We start from the raw sequence: 14467 nt of genomic DNA on the forward strand, positions 1-14467 counted from the left end.
TGTGCCGGTGAATGGTCAACCGGTACGGTGCCGGCTCGCCGTCCAGCAGGGCGACGATGTCCAGGTCGGAGGTCGCCGTACGCTGATCCGTGATGACGCTGCCGCCGAGGAAAGCTGCCCGTGCGCCGGGGTGGTGTTCTTCGACAACGGCGCGTGCGGCATCGATCGGGTCCATGAGGGGATTGTCGACTGAGGGTCGATCGAGCGCACCGCGGTTTGACCCTGGAAGCTGGGGTCTCGGGCTATCGGATGCGGCGGGTAAGAGCCTTTGCGAGCAGATCAGTCGATGCCGTCACCGTCCACGTTCCAATGTTGGGGGAGGCTCGACTCGCAGAAGACGCAGACGAAGTCCTCTTCCCGCACGATGTTGACCTGCCCGCAGCCAGGACAACGCCGGAACACGACACCGTGAGTGAAGCCGTCCGGGTGCGCGACGCCGATACGGATAAGAGCGGCAGTGACGGCACGCCATGAGGCGAGATCCGGGCAGTATCCCGTCGATTGGTTGCTGATTTCGGTGACCACCCACTCTCCGAGGGTCTGGGCGAAGGTCATTTCGCCTGCGCTGAGCACCGGTTGTGCGCCGGAACATGACACGTGTTCGCTGCGGCGGGGCGCCAGGCGCAGTAGGCCGTCAACGCCCACCACGAAGGTGAAGGGTTCCGCCGACTCTTCCAGCCCATGGGTGGAGAGCCACCTGGACAGATCTTCGGAGGTACGGATCCTCTGGCCCTCGTCGCCGGACACTACGCGGGCCTTCAGCTCCGGCGGCCCCACGTACTCGTAGAGCCGCCCTTCCTTAGTCACGGCGTCACGCTACCGGCCGGTCGCGTCGAAGCTGGGCGAATTACCTCCTCCTGTTGGCACGCTGCGAGGGCAGTGGAGGTCCAGGTGGCACGGGCCGCGACGTCGGCGTGGGGCGTTTCTCCTGTGGGCGGCTCCGGGGCGTTGGGAGGGTCGGCGGTGCGGGCGCTCGGGGGCTGGTTGCGCCGGATCTACGAGTACCCCCACCGCCTTCGTCGGCTCAGCCCTTGGGCGACGCAGGCTGGTCTTGGGCGATGCGGTCGTTGCCAGCGGACAGTCCGGCTGCCTGGATCGCCTCGCGGGCGGCGGCGCGGCTCACCTGGCCGGGATCCGGGTGGGCGTGGGCGATGACGGCGGCCAGCTCGTTGATGGAGGCGTCGGCTCGGCGGCCGGGGCGGCCGGTGCTGCGTGCGGCCGTGCCGGGTGACCAGGATGTGGAGGTGGGTGGCACCGCCGAGGGCCATCGGGGCGATCGTCGAGAGGACGGCGACGGTGTGGTTGCCGAGGACCAGGACGTGGGTGCCGGGGGAGTTGAGCCGCACCGAGTGCAGGGAGTTGGCCCACAGGCTGGCGGCGGTGGCGGCGCCGAAGAGCGTCCAGGCGTACAGGCGGGCGTTTCGGGGAGCGTCGCGGAGCAGCAGGATCGCGCGGACGCCGTACGCGATGAAGCCGTCGATCACGACGGGGAAGAGGTAGCTCAGGTCGGGGCGGACGTGGGTGGCCAGGGCGACCTGGCGCAGCGAGTCGAAGGACAGCACGCATCCGCAGGCGCCGAGCAGCAGGATCACGAGGCGGTCGAAGGGGAGCGACCGGTGGCGCGGCCGGTCCGGTATCGGAGCGGGGTGCTCGGGCTGGGGTGGGGTGGACGTGGGCATGCGGAGCTCCAGGCGTGGCGGTGGGCGGCGCGGCGCGCGCGTCAGCGCGTGCAGGCGGCATCACTCAGGTGGGTCGGGGGAGGGCGCGCGTCAGGACAGGGACGGGCGCGGAGCGGCGGCAGCCGCGAAAGAGAAGGTCAGGCTCTCGCGCCGGCCAGCGGACGCGGGTGACTGTCGCTGAGGGCGGCGCGGACCAGGGCGCGGCCCCGGGCGGCGGTACGGGCACGCTCATCGAGGGCATCGGGCGGTGCGGTGTCCGCGCCTGCGCAGGTGCGGCAGATGCCCTCGTACGGAGTCGGGCGCGCACATGCCGAGCACTCGTACCGGCGAGGCCGCGACGATACGGCCGCCGGTTCGACGGCCGGAGGCAGCTTGCGGGTCAGACGATCGCGCAGGAGGGCAGACGCGCTGTGGACGCGTTCGGGCAGGCCGCCCAGCAGGGCGAAGCCGAGATCACGCGGACCCAGGCCACGTTCCAGCCAGGGCTCCACCAGCGGCGCGAGCGTCATCGCCTCTGCCGCGCCGAGGCGCAGGCGGGGCTCAGCCGAGGTCACCGTATGGAGCACGGCTGCCGCCTCGGCGAGTGCCGGACTTGAGGGTGCTGGCGTGGTCTCCTGTCGCCCGCCCAGGGCCGCCCGCCGGGCGGGGAGGGTGGGTTCTTTCCCCCGGTCCTTTACGGGGTGGGCGCCACGGTCATCGGAGGCCGGTCGACCGGAGCCCGGGAGTACGGCACCCGGCACCACCTGGGCGGTCGCGTACGCGGTGTGCGGGGTGTCGTACACATGACTTTCGCTGACGAAAGTGCCGTCCGGGCGGCGCACCCGCTCGACGCGGTAGTACCCGGCGGCCGTCAGCTCGCGCAGGGCCTTCGCCACGGTGAGGCGGCCCTGGGGGCTGGTGTCGGCCATGTGGCGGCCGTCCTCGCGCCAGCCGTCGGGGCGTGAGAGGAGGTCGGCCAGCAGGCCGCGGGCGGTGTAGGACAGCCGCCGGTCCTGCAACAACGCGTTGGGCAGGACCGTGAAGCCGCGCGCATGGCGGATACGATGGATCTGCATCGGGAGGTCAAGCTCCTTGTGCCGGACCCCGGAGCGTTGGCGCGCTGCCGGGGTCACCCTATTAAGTTCGTCGGTGACAGAACGTACCACGCGGTTCGCCCAAGATCGACTGCTCTTGGGCGACTTGCGATCAGACGGAACGTTCCTCCCGAGAGCGAGGAAGTCGACGCGGGCGTGATGCGTACGCACGGCGCCTCCCTCTGTCAGCGGTCCGAGCTGAGCCCGGTGGTCGGAGCGGCACGGTACACGCTTTTCCCGGAAGGATCTCGGGCCATGGGCGAGCCCGGCGGACGATGGGCGCGGCTACCCTCCGGGCGTGGATCACGACAGACCGCTCCTCCGCCTCGTCTTCCCTGACCTCGTCGTCGAGCTGATCGCCCTGCTCGAAGCCGAGGGGGAGCGCGAACTCGCTCTCTGCGCCTGGGATCTGCGGCTCTTCGGTGAGTGCGGCTGCCGGGACGACTTCTGCCAGAGCCTCCGCACGTCCGATCATCCGGAGGGGCAGCCGTACGGTGAGGGCCACCGCTGCGTGCCGCTTCTGCCGTCCAGCGGCATGGTGAACCTGGACGTCGTGCACGGGCGGATCATGTACGTCGAGATCATCGACCGGCCACCGCTGGTCCGGCGCGAGATGGCAGGCTGACCGCGTAGGGGTGATGTCTCAGCGCGAATCGTCTGAGGGATCCTGTTGCTGGGCGAGCGAGAGTCGGCGGCGGGTCCTGTCGACCTCGGTGACGACGACCGTCATCTCCTCGCCCACGCGGACGACGTCCGACATCGCCTCCTCGGGCCCTGCGACGAGGTGTTCCTGGTGGACGAACCCTTCGATCCCTTCGATTCCCTCGATCCCGTCGACCTGGACGAAGGCGCCGAACGGCACCACCTTGGTCACCTCGCCGCGCAGTTCCTGCCCCACCACGACGCGGTCGGCGAACCCCTGGAAGGGGTCCGGCTGCATCGCACGCAGTGACAGCCTGGCCTCCAGGTTCCACGTGTCGAACTGGAGGAATTCGCACGTCACCCGCTGCCCGACCTGGACAACCTCGGTTGCCTCGTCGAAGGACTGCCAGGAAAGTTCGGGGTAGGTGATGAACCCGACGCCGGGGAAGAGCGGGTGGCTGGGGCCGTCGTCAAGGGCGACGAAGACCCCGAACGGCTCAATCACCGCGACGGTGCCGGACAGCGTCGCGCCGGGGGCCAGCGATGTGAGGAAGGCCCACATCTCCGGGTGCTCGGGTATGCCGCTCATGCGGTCCACCTTTCAGCTTCACACCGACCGCCCCGTACGAAAGGCTGTTGCCCTGGCCCGCAGCTTACGGGGACAGCAGGTCCAGGCGGTTCGGGCGGGCGATCAGGTGTGCATTGCCCCTGGCACCAGGTAGGGGTGGGGCATGGGGATGTTCAGCGGGAAACGGGCTGGCCAGCGGGAATTTCCGCCGGAGTTGGTCGACGAGGCCAGGGCCAATCCTGGAGGCTGGGTCTACGAGATCGACGGGGAGATGGTCGACGACCCGAACGGGGACGTGCCCCCCGAGGCCATTATCGGAGCGTGGCAGGTCAACGCACGCGGGAAGATCTACGGTGACTTCCGGCCGAATCCGAACTACCGGCCAGGAGTGGAGGGCCCGTAGCCCGGCGTCGGTGCGCCGGACGGCCCAGGCCACCACGCCGCAGTCATAAGGCGATTACTCGTCCTCCAGCCGTTGGAGGATCTGCTCGAAGTCGCCTTCGTCGAGTACGCCGCTGATCGCCTCGGTCATATTGGCGATGCCGGCCTCGCGGACGATCAGCCCGTCCGAGCACCAGAAATAGCGACCTCCCGCCTCCTCACCGGTCTGGGCCCACCTTTCCATCAGGCGCTGCACCTCGGCGACGGTAAATACGGTCGCGCTCCAGCGTGAGCCGTCAGTGAGGCGGACCTCGACGTCGACGTTGCACACCGCGTCCAGATCCTCGCCCGCACTCGGCAGGAAGGACGCCACGAAACGATCCGTACGGACCCGGTACCAGGGCTCGTCCCACCAGCCCTCGGCTGCCTCGGAAGGCGCATCGTCGGTCATCGCGCGAGTATGCCGAGCCGGGGTCCTGGCGCTCAACCGACTTCTCGTCACGGTCCGCCGGGATGCGTCCGCGATTCCGTGCCAACGTCCCGGCGCAGTCGCCCGACCAGGGAAGAGTCGCACCCGAATCCGCTTCCCCAGCGCTGTGACGACGAGGTACAACAACGCCTCGGTCAACCGAACGCCGCTACCGAACAGCCGATAGAGGAGGGCTCATGCATTCGCCAGTCGCGCGCCGCTGGGTCCTCAACCGGTCTCGTAAAGCGATGCGCTGACGCATCGTCAGCCTGAGCAATCACCCGGTCCGAGAGGAACGGCCGCTCGCCCCGCCCGAGGCCAGCACCTTGCCGTCCGTCAGGTCGGCGAGATCAACCGGCACCACGTCGAGCAGTGGGAACGCCAAGAGCGAGGGCGAGGCTATGCGGCCGCCACCCTGACGACCTGGCGCAGCACCCTGCACCTGATCGTCGGTGACGCCGTGGACGACGGGCTGCGCGAGACGGACCCGGCCGCGCGGCGCAGGGGACGCGGCAAGGGGGCCGGGCGGTCGCGCAACCGTGGGCCGGAGAAGGTGATCACGGACGCGCTCGGCATCCTGCTCATCGCCGAGCGCGCCGCGCTGCTCACCGGGCGGGACGACGAGTTCGTCGCCGTCGTCACCAAGGGCTACGCCGGTGTCCGCTGGGGTGAACTCATGGGCCTGGAGACGCAGTTCATCCGGCCCGGCATCCCCGCCCGGGGAAATGAACCCCGGCTCCCCGGTCGCGGCGCTCGACGCGCTGCTGAGCTCTCACCGGGCAAGGTCTCTCAGTGAAGGCCGGTACGAGCAGAGGCAGTTGAAATCCTCCACCGGGTTTCATGCCAGGCTGGCCCGGAACACCCCTGAACTGCCGCCCTCCGAGCGGGGAACGGCGGAGCTCGAATCCCCAGCCTCTCCGTCGCCGTGACGAGACCGGGACCGGGACCTCATCCTGATCCGCCGTGATGGCGCGGGCGTTCCGCTCACGAGAGCCGGTTCCGCCTCATGGTCGATGTGAACGGTGCCATGTCGTGAGGCTGGCCTGACAATGCCGCCGTGCGGTCATCCTCCCGGAAAGACCCGGCGAGCAGGGTCGCCAGTTGGGCACCGGGCCGGACGGCTGACTCTTCCAGCGCGTCGGAGGTCACTCAGCCGACGGCACGTGGCGAGGTGCGTAGGCCGTCGCCTTCCGTGGACCAGAAGCGCATGGAATTGACTGGCCTCGATTAGCACGTGCACGGCAAGATCGGCCGTGTGATACGCCATGCCCATGACGATGCCGAGTTGCTGGCTCTCGTTCGCCGCTATGTCACGCCCGAACGGCGGTACCTGAAACTCGGCGGCGCTCTGCTGCGCATGCAAGATCCTGAGTATGACCGATTCATGCGAGATCTCTGCGAGGACGCGAGACTCATCAACGCGGACGAGATCGCCATTCTTCTTGAGGGCGGCTGGCGAGAGCGCAGAACTGCTGCTTGGCTCGTAGCTGTCTCCCGCCGAACCGAGTTCCGTGAACACCTTGGCAATCTCCTGCTGGCCAGCGAGGTCTGCTGCACTGGGCTGGCCTACAGCGTGACCCTGGCCAGTTTCGGTACGGCGCGTGATGCTGAGCTGCTCGCCGCCTACCTCGATCGCTACCTCCGCCGCCCTGACCTCGCGTACGACCAGGCTGTGGTCATGGCCGCTCTCCGGTTCATCGACCTGAATCTGGGAGCTGATCAAGCAGATCGCTTCCTGGGCCAGGGCGGCTCGTGGCAGCAGTGGCTCCATGATGCGCCTCACATGCAGTGCGACACGGACCCAACTCCCTCCCATCTGAGCCTCATTCGTCAGCTTTGCGCATTGGTCGACGAATGCGCTGGGGCGGGATGACGGCCCCATCTCGTGGCCGTTTCGTTGGACCATGGCCCGCCGCTCCGACAGGCCACCCCACCCCATTGCGGTTGAATGGGTGGGGGTGGTGTGTCTAACCCTGCGATCGCGTCCTTCGGCGTTGTCGGCGCAGGTAGCACAGTGTCGGCCCGTCGTCGGCCTCCCCGGCGGCGGGCCGGCTCCCTCGCCCTCGAACAGTTCATCTGCCGTGCGTTCGGCTCACAAGCTGAAGAGGCCGTCCTGGACGTATTCCACGACGCGTCGCTGCGGGTAGAACAGGCCCAGGAGCATGAACGTCTTGGGGGTGGGCCGCGATGTTCCCGACGAAGAAGTGGACGGCCCGGTCAGAGGTGAAGATCTCGTCGAACCAGCGTTGCCGCAGCTTGTTCAGAACTTCCTGCTCGCCGTACTTGCGCAGGAACCTGCGGTACGACGCTCCGGCTTCCCAGTCCTGAAGCCCCATGTGGTGGCCCGGACAGTCGTCGTCCACGCACCGGAAGCGATAGCGGAACTCGATCGGTACCCATTCGAGCCGACTCATGTCGTTGTCGAACAGATCGAGCTGGTCGGCCAGTGCGGCCTTGGAGGCCGTCCAGGGCTGGGCATCCACCAGGCGGAAGTCCGTGACCTCGGCGGGACGGAACATGCCGAGCGAGGTACCGCGTTCTGGTCGAGGTTCGGCCGTAGGCTCTCCGGGCGTCTGTCCCGACTGTGCGGCTCGACATCGACTTCGATGATCGAATACTTGGCGAACTGAACGCCTTCTTCGAGAAGCCGGAACGGCACCGGGAACAGGCGAACGTGCTGAGGCACTCTTTGGTCCAGACTAATGCCGGCGACACAGCTGGTCTCGCGGTATTTGTTCGACAGCTCGGGATACGTCTTGACCGGGATCATGATCCGCGCGCGTTCCGGCGTCCCCGTCATTCCGCCCCCTCCCCTGATCCCCTCGATCAGATGAGAAAGGAGCTATGCGCATTTTGCAAGAGTGCGTGCGAGGCTTGGGGCGAAGTCAGGCCAGCGGGTGTACGGCTACGAAAGCCTGCTTTCGGACCGTTTCCAAGACCACCTGGCGGTGGCAGCGATTCTCGTCCGCCTCGAAACACAACACCGCGACGCGTGAGTGCTTGGCGTGGGCGGCGAGGCGGTCGAGGTCCGAGCGAGCCTCGTCGGAACGCAGGACGCTGCGGAACTGAGCCTTGCCCTCGGCGAGGCGGCCGTCCCAGAAGGGCGCCCTGTTGGCCTTCGGATTGCCCAGGGCGCGCAGGTGGGCGTACTCAATGCCCGCTCCGCTCAGTGCGGCTCCGAGCCGGGTCTTGCTGAAGCCCGGCTTGCGACTGATGGGCGTGAGTCGAACGTCGGCCACGATGTCGATTCGGCTGTCCACGAGTGAGGCGACGAACGAGTCGATGTCCCGGCCCTCGTAGCCGGCGGACCACAGTCCCGGGCTGGCTTTGGCATCCCGGAACAGGTCGTCCAGTGATACCCCAGAGCACTCGCGATCTTGCCGACGGTGAAGAAGCCCGGCTGGGTAGCCCCTTGGTTCTCCAGCCGCGCGAGTGTGGAGGATTGGATTCCGGCTTCTTCCGCAAGCTGTTCACGTGTCCAGCCTCGTTCAGCCCGCAGTTCACGGACTTGCTTCGCGAGAGCGCATGCGAGGACGCGATTGTCGGGCTGCCGCAAAAGGTGACCGGCCATGAATCGTGATCCTAACGAGCGTTGAGAAGGGATGACCAGATGCGGTGGTTTCTTTGAGCGGAGAGACCCGAGGCCGCGCACTATTCGGCTGGCTTTCTGTCTCGATCGAGCGGCGGCGGTCAGGATCGAGCCGGACTCGCATGCGATGTACTCAGGCGCCCCGCGAGTGGCTGATCCATGGCACCGGACGCCGGGGACGTGGCTTCGTCCATGGGCCCGTCGCTCCGGCCGCGACCGCGTGACAGCGCCGCAGCTCGGCCTGGGGCAGGGCGACCCCGACCAAGATCTTCTCCCAATATTCTCCCAAGACCCCCTCGGAATGCCGTGAGGGGCGGTCTTCCTGATCGGAAGACCGCCCCTCACGTGCAGTGTCACCAGTCGGGGTGGCGGGATTTGAACCCACGGCCTCTTCGTCCCGAACGAAGCGCGCTACCAAGCTGCGCCACACCCCGGTGCAACGGGGTTTACTTTAGCGGACGGGGGGCTGAGGGCGAAATCCGGTTTCCTCGGGGGGAGGGGCGGTGGTGGTCGAGGAGGATCAGGAGGAGGGAGAGGGCGGCGAAGGCGAGGGCGAGGAGGAGGGCGGTGAGGAGGGTGGCGGGGTAGCCGCGGGTGTCGACGTCGAGGAAGGGATAGGGGTAGCCGGAGAAGGGGCCGCGGATGAGGGCGAAGGCGAAGTAGGCGAGGGGGAGCAGGAGCCATTGGCCGGCGTAGCGCCAGGGGAAGCGGCCGGGGGCGGTGAGCAGGAGCCAGTCGAGGACGACCGTGAGGGGGGTCACGGTGTGGAGGAGCTGGTTGGAGAAGGCCAGGGCGCCGGTGCGGGCGCCCAGGGCCTCGGACTCGGAGAAGTCGCTCGCGTCATTGGCGAGGACGAGGTGGTAGACGAGGCCGGTGATCACGATGCAGAGCAGGACGGCGCCGTGGATCAGCGGGGGGATCGGGGGACGCCGGGTCCAGGTGCGGTACGCGGACCAGGCGAAGGTCAGCGCGATCGCCGCGTTGGTGAGGACCGTGAAGTACGTGAAGACCCGCAGCGGCGGGAAGTGGGCGCACTCGATGGTGATTCCCGTCACCGCCGCTGCCGCGATCAGCAGCCGGAAGGCCGCCACGTACGAACGGGGGATTGCAGGCATGCCTCACCGTACGAGACGGCGGACGGCGGGACGGGTCAGCGGCTGGTGAGCGTCAGGAGTGTCGCCTCGGGCGGGCAGGCGATACGGACCGGGGTGAAGCGGTTGGCGCCGCAGCCCGCGGAGACGTGCAGGTAGGACGTGGAGCCGGTGGCCGTATGGGTGGACAGGCCCTTGACGCGGTCGGTGTCGAGGTCGCAGTTGGTGACCAGCGCGCCGTAGAAGGGGACGCAGATCTGGCCGCCGTGGGTGTGCCCGGCGAGGATCAGCGGGTAGCGGTCGGAGGTGAAGGCGTCCAGGACGCGCAGGTAGGGCGCGTGGACGACCGCCAGGTTGAAATCGGTGTCCGGGTCGGGGCCGCCCGCGACCGCGGCGTAGCGGTCGCGCTTGATGTGCGGGTCGTCCAGGCCGGTGAGGCCGAGCACGGGGCCGTGGTCGAGCTTGAGCTGCCCGCGGGAGTTGCTGAGGCCGACCCAGCCCGCCGCGTCGAACGCGTCGCGCAGCTCGCCCCAGGGGTTGCGCAGGACGCCGTGCGCGGCGCGGTCCTTGCCGTTCAGACCGTGCTGGCCGCGCGCCTTCTCCACCAAGTACCGGGCAGGATTACGGAACTTGGGGCCGTAGTAGTCGTTCGACCCGAAGACGTACGTGCCGGGGAACTGCATCAACGGGCCCAGCGCGTCCAGGACTTCGGGTACGGCGGTGGGGTCCGACAGATTGTCCCCGGTGTTGACGACCAGGTCGGGGCGCAGGCCCGCCAGCGACTGGAGCCAGCGGCGCTTCTTGTTCTGGCCCGACACCATGTGGATGTCGGAGACCTGGAGGATACGGATCGGGCGCATGCCCTCGGGCAGCACCGGGATGTCGACGCGGCGCAGGCGGAAGGACCGCGCCTCGAAACCGGCCGCGTACGCCAGGCCGGCCGCGCCGGCCGCCGTCACACCGAGGGGAATTCCGTATCGCGCGCGCATACGTCCATCGTGTCAGAGTCCGGGCCGTACGCGCGCCAAGGCCCCTCGACCGGCGCCGGGCGCACCCTTCAGACAGGCGCTCCCTTCAAACGGGCGCCCTTCAGCCGGGCGCACCCTTCAGCCGGCACCCTCCAGACGGGCACCCTTCAGCCAGGGCGCACCCTGCCACGGCCAGCCGCACAGCCCCCCGACGGGCAGTCGCCCCCCGCCTCCCTCGTATATGCGGCGCGACCACCGCGCAGGGATGCGAAACTCGGCGTATGACCACCACGCTCAAGCAGCGACTGCACGACGACCTCACCAAGGCGATCAAGGGACGCGACGAACTGCGCTCCGCCACGCTCCGGCTCACCCTCACGGCCATCACGAAGGAGGAGGTCGCGGGCACCACCGCGCGCACCCTCTCCGACGACGAGGTGCTGAAGGTGATCACGCGCGAGGCGAAGAAGCGGCGGGAGGCGGCCGAGGCCTTCGCGCAGGGCGGCCGGGCGGAGTCGGCGGAGCGGGAGCGCGCCGAGGGCGAGGTGCTGGCGGAGTACCTGCCCAAGCAGCTCGGGGACGAGGAGCTGACCGCGATCGTGCGGGACGCCATCGCCGAGTCGGGGGCCGAGGGACCGCGCGCCATGGGCGCCGTCATGAAGATCGTCAACCCGAAGGTGGCCGGGCTCGCGGAGGGCGGCCGGGTCGCCGCCGAGGTGAAGCGCCAGCTCGCGGGCTGATCCGCGCACTCATCAAAAGACCTCACGCGTAAGGGGCGCCCTCCCAGGAGGGCGCCCCTTACGACGTCACTTATGCGCGGGCCGACGCCTCACACCTGCGTCGACCTGCGTCGGCCCGCATCGACCCCTACGTCGCCCCCGTCGTACCCCCCGCCCGGCCGTTCCCGCCGCCGGTGGTCAGGCCGGGGAAGGTCGGGAAGGGGTTGGGGCTGCCGTTGGTGGCGCCGTTGGCACCGGTCGCGCCCACGGTCGTACCCGTCGTCGTACCGCCGTTGGTGCCGCCGCCGGCGGCGCCCGCCGTGATGGCGCCGGTGGTCGTGCCCATCGTGGTGACGCCGCCGGGGCCGTGGCCGCGGCCCTTGTGCTTGTCGTCGGTGTTGGTGGCGTTGCCCGGGTTGTTCGGATCGGGCGACGCCGGGGGGTTCTTGCCCTTGTCCTGGATGTTGAGCGGCACCGTCACGAAGCTGAGCACCGGCTTGCCCTCCAGGGACGCGGAGACGGCGTCCTTCCAGATGGGGGCGGGGCCGTCGGCGCCGTACACCAGCGGGTAGTACTTGCCGCCGATGGTGATGTTCTTCATCTTCTTGGAGTGCTTGGGGTCACCCATCCACACGGCCGCCGCCATGTTCGGCGTGTAGCCGGCGAACCAGGCCGCCCACCGGTCGTCGGTCGTACCGGTCTTACCGGCGGTGTCCCGGCCGTCGTCCAGGTTGGCCGCCTCGCCCGTACCGTCGTCGACGACGCCCTTGAGCATCGTGTTGATGGTGTCGGCCGTGTTCTGCGACATGGCCTGCGAGCAGAGCGACTTGGGCACCGTCAGCTTCTTGCCGCCCGCCGCCGTCACGGACTGGATGGCGATCGGCGTGCAGTAGACGCCGCGGTTGGCGAAGGCGGCGTACGCGGCGGCCACATTGAGCGGCGACACCTCGTTGGTGCCGAGGGTGAGCGAGGCGATCTGGTTCAGCGGCTTGCCGTCGGCGCGGTTGAGGCCCAGCTTGGTCGCCATGTTGACGATCGGGCAGAGCCCGGTCTGGCTCTCGAGCTGGAGGAAGTAGGTGTTGATCGACTTCTTCAGCGCCTCGGGCATCTGGTACGGGCCCACCTCGGACGGGTCCTCGTTGCCCGTCTCGTCGGTGCCGTGGATCGTGTTGTTGTCGCAGGTCGTGACGTCGGGGTACGTCATCTTGTTCGGCGACGGCTCCGACTGGTCCGGCTTGTAGCCCGCTTCAAGCGCCGCGGCGGCCGTGATCGGCTTGAACGTCGAACCGTTCTGGAAGCCCTGGCCGCCGCCCATGTTGGCGTTGACCGAGAAGTTGATCTGCGTCTCGTTCTTGCCGAAGCCGTACGGCTTGCTCTGGCCCATCGCGACGATCTTGCCGGTGCCGGGCTCCACCAGGGTGACGGCGGCGGCGATGGCGTCGCTCTTGTAGACGTGCTTGCTGATGCCGTCCAGCACACCCGCCTGCGCCTTGGGGTCGAGCGTGGTCTTGATGGTCAGACCGCCGGTGTCCCAGGTCTTGGCGCGCTCCTCCTTCGTCTTGCCGAAGGCGGCGTTGGTGAGGAAGGTGTTGCGCACGTAGTCGCAGAAGAAGCCCGCGCCGTTGACGGCGGTGATGCAGCCGTTCTTCGGCGAGCTGACCTTCAGGCCGAGCGGCGCCTTCTGCGCGGCGGCGGACTGCTCAGGGGTGATGTCCTTGAGCTGCGCCATGCGCGCCAGCACCGTATTGCGGCGCTTGAGGGCTTCCTGCTCGTCGTTGATCGGGTCGTAGCGGCTCGGCGACTGGACCAGGCCCGCCAGCAGCGCGGCCTCGGTGAGCGACAGGTTCTTGGCGTGCTTGCTGAAATACCGCTGCGAGGCCGCCTCGACGCCGTACGCCTGCTCGCCGAAGAAGGTGATGTTGAGGTAGTTCTCCAGGATCTTCTTCTTGCCGAGTTCCTTCTCGACCTGGATCGCGTACTTCATTTCCTTGATCTTGCGGCCGATCGTCTGCTGGGTGGCGAGGGCGACCTTGTTGGGGTCGTCGCCCGCCTCCTCCACGAAGACGTTCTTCACGTACTGCTGCGTCAGGGTCGAGGCACCCTGGGTGCCGCCCTCCGACGCGTTGTTGCTGAGCGCGCGCAGGATGCCCTTGGGGTCGAGCGCGCCGTGCTCGTAGAAGCGCGAGTCCTCGATGGCGACGATGGCGCTGAGGACATTGGGGCTCATGTCCTCGATCGGGACGACGGTGCGGTCGCGCGAGTAGACCGTGGCGATCAGGCCGCCGTGCGCGTCCAGGATCTTCGACGCCTGGCTGAGCGGCGGGGTCTTCAGCTCGCCCGGCAGGTCGTCGAAGCCGGCCGCGGTGCCCTTGGCCGACAGGCCGAGCGCGCCCACGGCGGGCAGCGCGATGCCCGCGAGGACCACGCCGGAGAGCACGCTGACGCCGAGGAACTTGGCGGCCTGCTGGGCTGTGCTCAGCCCCCCGCCCGATCGCTTGTGTGCCATGGAGGCAGCCTACGTTGCGATTCCCCGGACGTGCGCCCAACTGTTCGCCTACTCTGTAACGGACAGGGCGCGATCGTCGGGCGCGTTCCTGCCTTCCTTCGTCACTCTTGTGAGTGATGAGAACTGCCCGAAATTCGGCATATGCCGGGGGACTTGTCCCTTATGGCGAGACGATGTGTGCTACTTCGCCTCTTAAGTCCGATATTGGTGCCACATAAGCCCGCCTCACTCCGTTGGGTGATCTCCCGCGCACGCATAGTCCGTTCGGGCCATGCAAGATTGGGCCGGAAAGGGCTGTTGCGCCGCGCCTACCTTCCGTAACGTCCTCAACTGGCAACGGTGAATATGCCGCTTGCCGCCGTGGGGGAGCCTCGATTCGGGAGAGGACGGCGCCAGCATGAGTAGCTGGGTAACCGACTGGAGCACGCAGGCGGCGTGCAGGACCACAGATCCGGACGAGCTGTTCGTCCAGGGCGCGGCTCAGAACAGGGCCAAGGCGGTGTGCACCGGCTGCCCGGTGCGGACCGAGTGCCTGGCGGACGCGCTCGACAACCGGGTGGAGTTCGGCGTGTGGGGGGGTATGACCGAGCGTGAACGCCGTGCGCTGCTGCGACGGCGCCCCATGGTGACCTCGTGGCGCAGACTGCTGGAGACGGCACGCACCGAGTACGAGCGCAGCACCGGCCTCATCCCGCTCGACGACGAGGACGACTACGCCGCCGCGGGCTGACGACCGGTCAGAACCGCACCATCACGTACGGGTCCGGCCCCGCGTCACCGCG

The 14467-nt window shown here is 68.4% G+C and carries 16 protein-coding genes, 1 tRNA gene and 2 pseudogenes; 6 read left to right on the forward strand and 13 right to left on the reverse strand.

Features of this window, described 5'->3' with window-relative positions; genetic code table 11:
- Positions 1-10: 10 nt before the first annotated feature.
- From ACIP4Z_RS33585 to ACIP4Z_RS33600, 4 genes and pseudogenes are all read right to left on the reverse strand, one after another.
- Positions 11-175, reverse strand: a pseudogene (locus ACIP4Z_RS33585) (nucleotidyltransferase domain-containing protein); the annotation flags it as partial.
- Positions 176-279: 104 nt separating this feature from the next.
- Complete coding sequence (locus ACIP4Z_RS33590) at positions 280-807, reverse strand: hypothetical protein (protein WP_401314242.1); 528 nt, start codon at positions 805-807, stop codon at positions 280-282.
- A 188-nt stretch (positions 808-995) separates the two neighbouring features.
- Positions 996-1679, reverse strand: a complete 684-nt coding sequence (locus ACIP4Z_RS33595) for a DUF2637 domain-containing protein (RefSeq protein WP_401314244.1) — start codon at positions 1677-1679, stop codon at positions 996-998.
- Between the two features lie 137 nt (positions 1680-1816).
- The gene (locus tag ACIP4Z_RS33600) at positions 1817-2734 is read right to left on the reverse strand and encodes a hypothetical protein (RefSeq protein ID WP_401314246.1); all 918 of its coding nucleotides are present in this window, start codon (positions 2732-2734) and stop codon (positions 1817-1819) included.
- A 316-nt stretch (positions 2735-3050) separates the two neighbouring features.
- Between ACIP4Z_RS33600 and ACIP4Z_RS33605 the strand changes: the two genes are divergently transcribed.
- Positions 3051-3377 carry a hypothetical protein gene (locus tag ACIP4Z_RS33605; RefSeq protein WP_401314248.1) on the forward strand — a complete coding sequence of 109 codons (327 nt, stop codon included), beginning with the start codon at positions 3051-3053 and terminating at the stop codon, positions 3375-3377.
- Between the two features lie 18 nt (positions 3378-3395).
- On the opposite strand, the gene ACIP4Z_RS33610 is transcribed toward ACIP4Z_RS33605, so the two are convergent.
- Positions 3396-3983: a S1 RNA-binding domain-containing protein gene (locus ACIP4Z_RS33610; RefSeq protein ID WP_401314250.1), complete on the reverse strand. Its 588-nt coding sequence runs from the start codon at positions 3981-3983 to the stop codon at positions 3396-3398.
- A gap of 148 nt (positions 3984-4131) precedes the next feature.
- On the opposite strand from ACIP4Z_RS33610, the gene ACIP4Z_RS33615 reads away from it, so the two are divergent.
- On the forward strand, positions 4132-4365 hold the full coding sequence (locus tag ACIP4Z_RS33615; RefSeq protein WP_401314252.1) for a hypothetical protein: 234 nt from the start codon (positions 4132-4134) through the stop codon (positions 4363-4365).
- A 54-nt stretch (positions 4366-4419) separates the two neighbouring features.
- Here ACIP4Z_RS33615 and ACIP4Z_RS33620 read toward each other — a convergent pair whose 3' ends face one another.
- Complete coding sequence (locus ACIP4Z_RS33620; protein ID WP_401314254.1) at positions 4420-4794, reverse strand: hypothetical protein; 375 nt, start codon at positions 4792-4794, stop codon at positions 4420-4422.
- A gap of 367 nt (positions 4795-5161) precedes the next feature.
- Here ACIP4Z_RS33620 and ACIP4Z_RS33625 point away from each other — a divergent pair.
- Together ACIP4Z_RS33625 and ACIP4Z_RS33630 are read left to right on the forward strand one after the other, a co-directional pair.
- Positions 5162-5521: pseudogene (locus tag ACIP4Z_RS33625) on the forward strand (LacI family transcriptional regulator); the annotation flags it as partial.
- A gap of 546 nt (positions 5522-6067) precedes the next feature.
- Positions 6068-6685 (forward strand): DUF6000 family protein, encoded by a 618-nt coding sequence (locus ACIP4Z_RS33630; protein ID WP_401314305.1) that lies wholly within the window; start codon positions 6068-6070, stop codon positions 6683-6685.
- Positions 6686-6884: 199 nt separating this feature from the next.
- Here ACIP4Z_RS33630 and ACIP4Z_RS33635 read toward each other — a convergent pair whose 3' ends face one another.
- The 6 genes from ACIP4Z_RS33635 to ACIP4Z_RS33660 all read right to left on the reverse strand — a co-directional run bounded on the left by ACIP4Z_RS33635 (position 6885) and on the right by ACIP4Z_RS33660 (position 10481).
- On the reverse strand, positions 6885-7331 hold the full coding sequence (locus ACIP4Z_RS33635; RefSeq protein WP_401314256.1) for a hypothetical protein: 447 nt from the start codon (positions 7329-7331) through the stop codon (positions 6885-6887).
- Between the two features lie 366 nt (positions 7332-7697).
- Positions 7698-8072 (reverse strand): DUF488 family protein, encoded by a 375-nt coding sequence (locus tag ACIP4Z_RS33640; protein WP_401314258.1) that lies wholly within the window; start codon positions 8070-8072, stop codon positions 7698-7700.
- A complete protein-coding gene (locus ACIP4Z_RS33645; RefSeq protein WP_401314259.1) occupies positions 7979-8383 on the reverse strand; it encodes a multiprotein-bridging factor 1 family protein in 405 nt (134 codons plus the stop codon). The genes ACIP4Z_RS33640 and ACIP4Z_RS33645 overlap by 94 nt, the downstream gene beginning before the upstream one ends.
- Positions 8384-8761: 378 nt before the next feature.
- Positions 8762-8835: transfer RNA gene (locus ACIP4Z_RS33650), tRNA-Pro, on the reverse strand.
- Between the two features lie 12 nt (positions 8836-8847).
- A complete protein-coding gene (locus tag ACIP4Z_RS33655) occupies positions 8848-9516 on the reverse strand; it encodes a Pr6Pr family membrane protein (RefSeq protein ID WP_391042632.1) in 669 nt (222 codons plus the stop codon).
- 35 nt (positions 9517-9551) lie between these two features.
- The gene (locus ACIP4Z_RS33660; protein ID WP_355336098.1) at positions 9552-10481 is read right to left on the reverse strand and encodes a metallophosphoesterase; all 930 of its coding nucleotides are present in this window, start codon (positions 10479-10481) and stop codon (positions 9552-9554) included.
- Between the two features lie 260 nt (positions 10482-10741).
- On the opposite strand from ACIP4Z_RS33660, the gene ACIP4Z_RS33665 reads away from it, so the two are divergent.
- Positions 10742-11200 (forward strand): GatB/YqeY domain-containing protein, encoded by a 459-nt coding sequence (locus ACIP4Z_RS33665; protein WP_391042635.1) that lies wholly within the window; start codon positions 10742-10744, stop codon positions 11198-11200.
- 127 nt (positions 11201-11327) lie between these two features.
- On the opposite strand, the gene ACIP4Z_RS33670 is transcribed toward ACIP4Z_RS33665, so the two are convergent.
- Positions 11328-13685 carry a transglycosylase domain-containing protein gene (locus ACIP4Z_RS33670; protein ID WP_401314262.1) on the reverse strand — a complete coding sequence of 786 codons (2358 nt, stop codon included), beginning with the start codon at positions 13683-13685 and terminating at the stop codon, positions 11328-11330.
- 397 nt (positions 13686-14082) lie between these two features.
- Between ACIP4Z_RS33670 and ACIP4Z_RS33675 the strand changes: the two genes are divergently transcribed.
- Positions 14083-14415, forward strand: a complete 333-nt coding sequence (locus ACIP4Z_RS33675; protein WP_093716024.1) for a WhiB family transcriptional regulator — start codon at positions 14083-14085, stop codon at positions 14413-14415.
- Positions 14416-14467: the final 52 nt, after the last annotated feature.

The sequence above is a fragment of the Streptomyces sp. NPDC088910 genome, assembly GCF_044749865.1.
Lineage (GTDB): Bacteria > Actinomycetota > Actinomycetes > Streptomycetales > Streptomycetaceae > Actinacidiphila.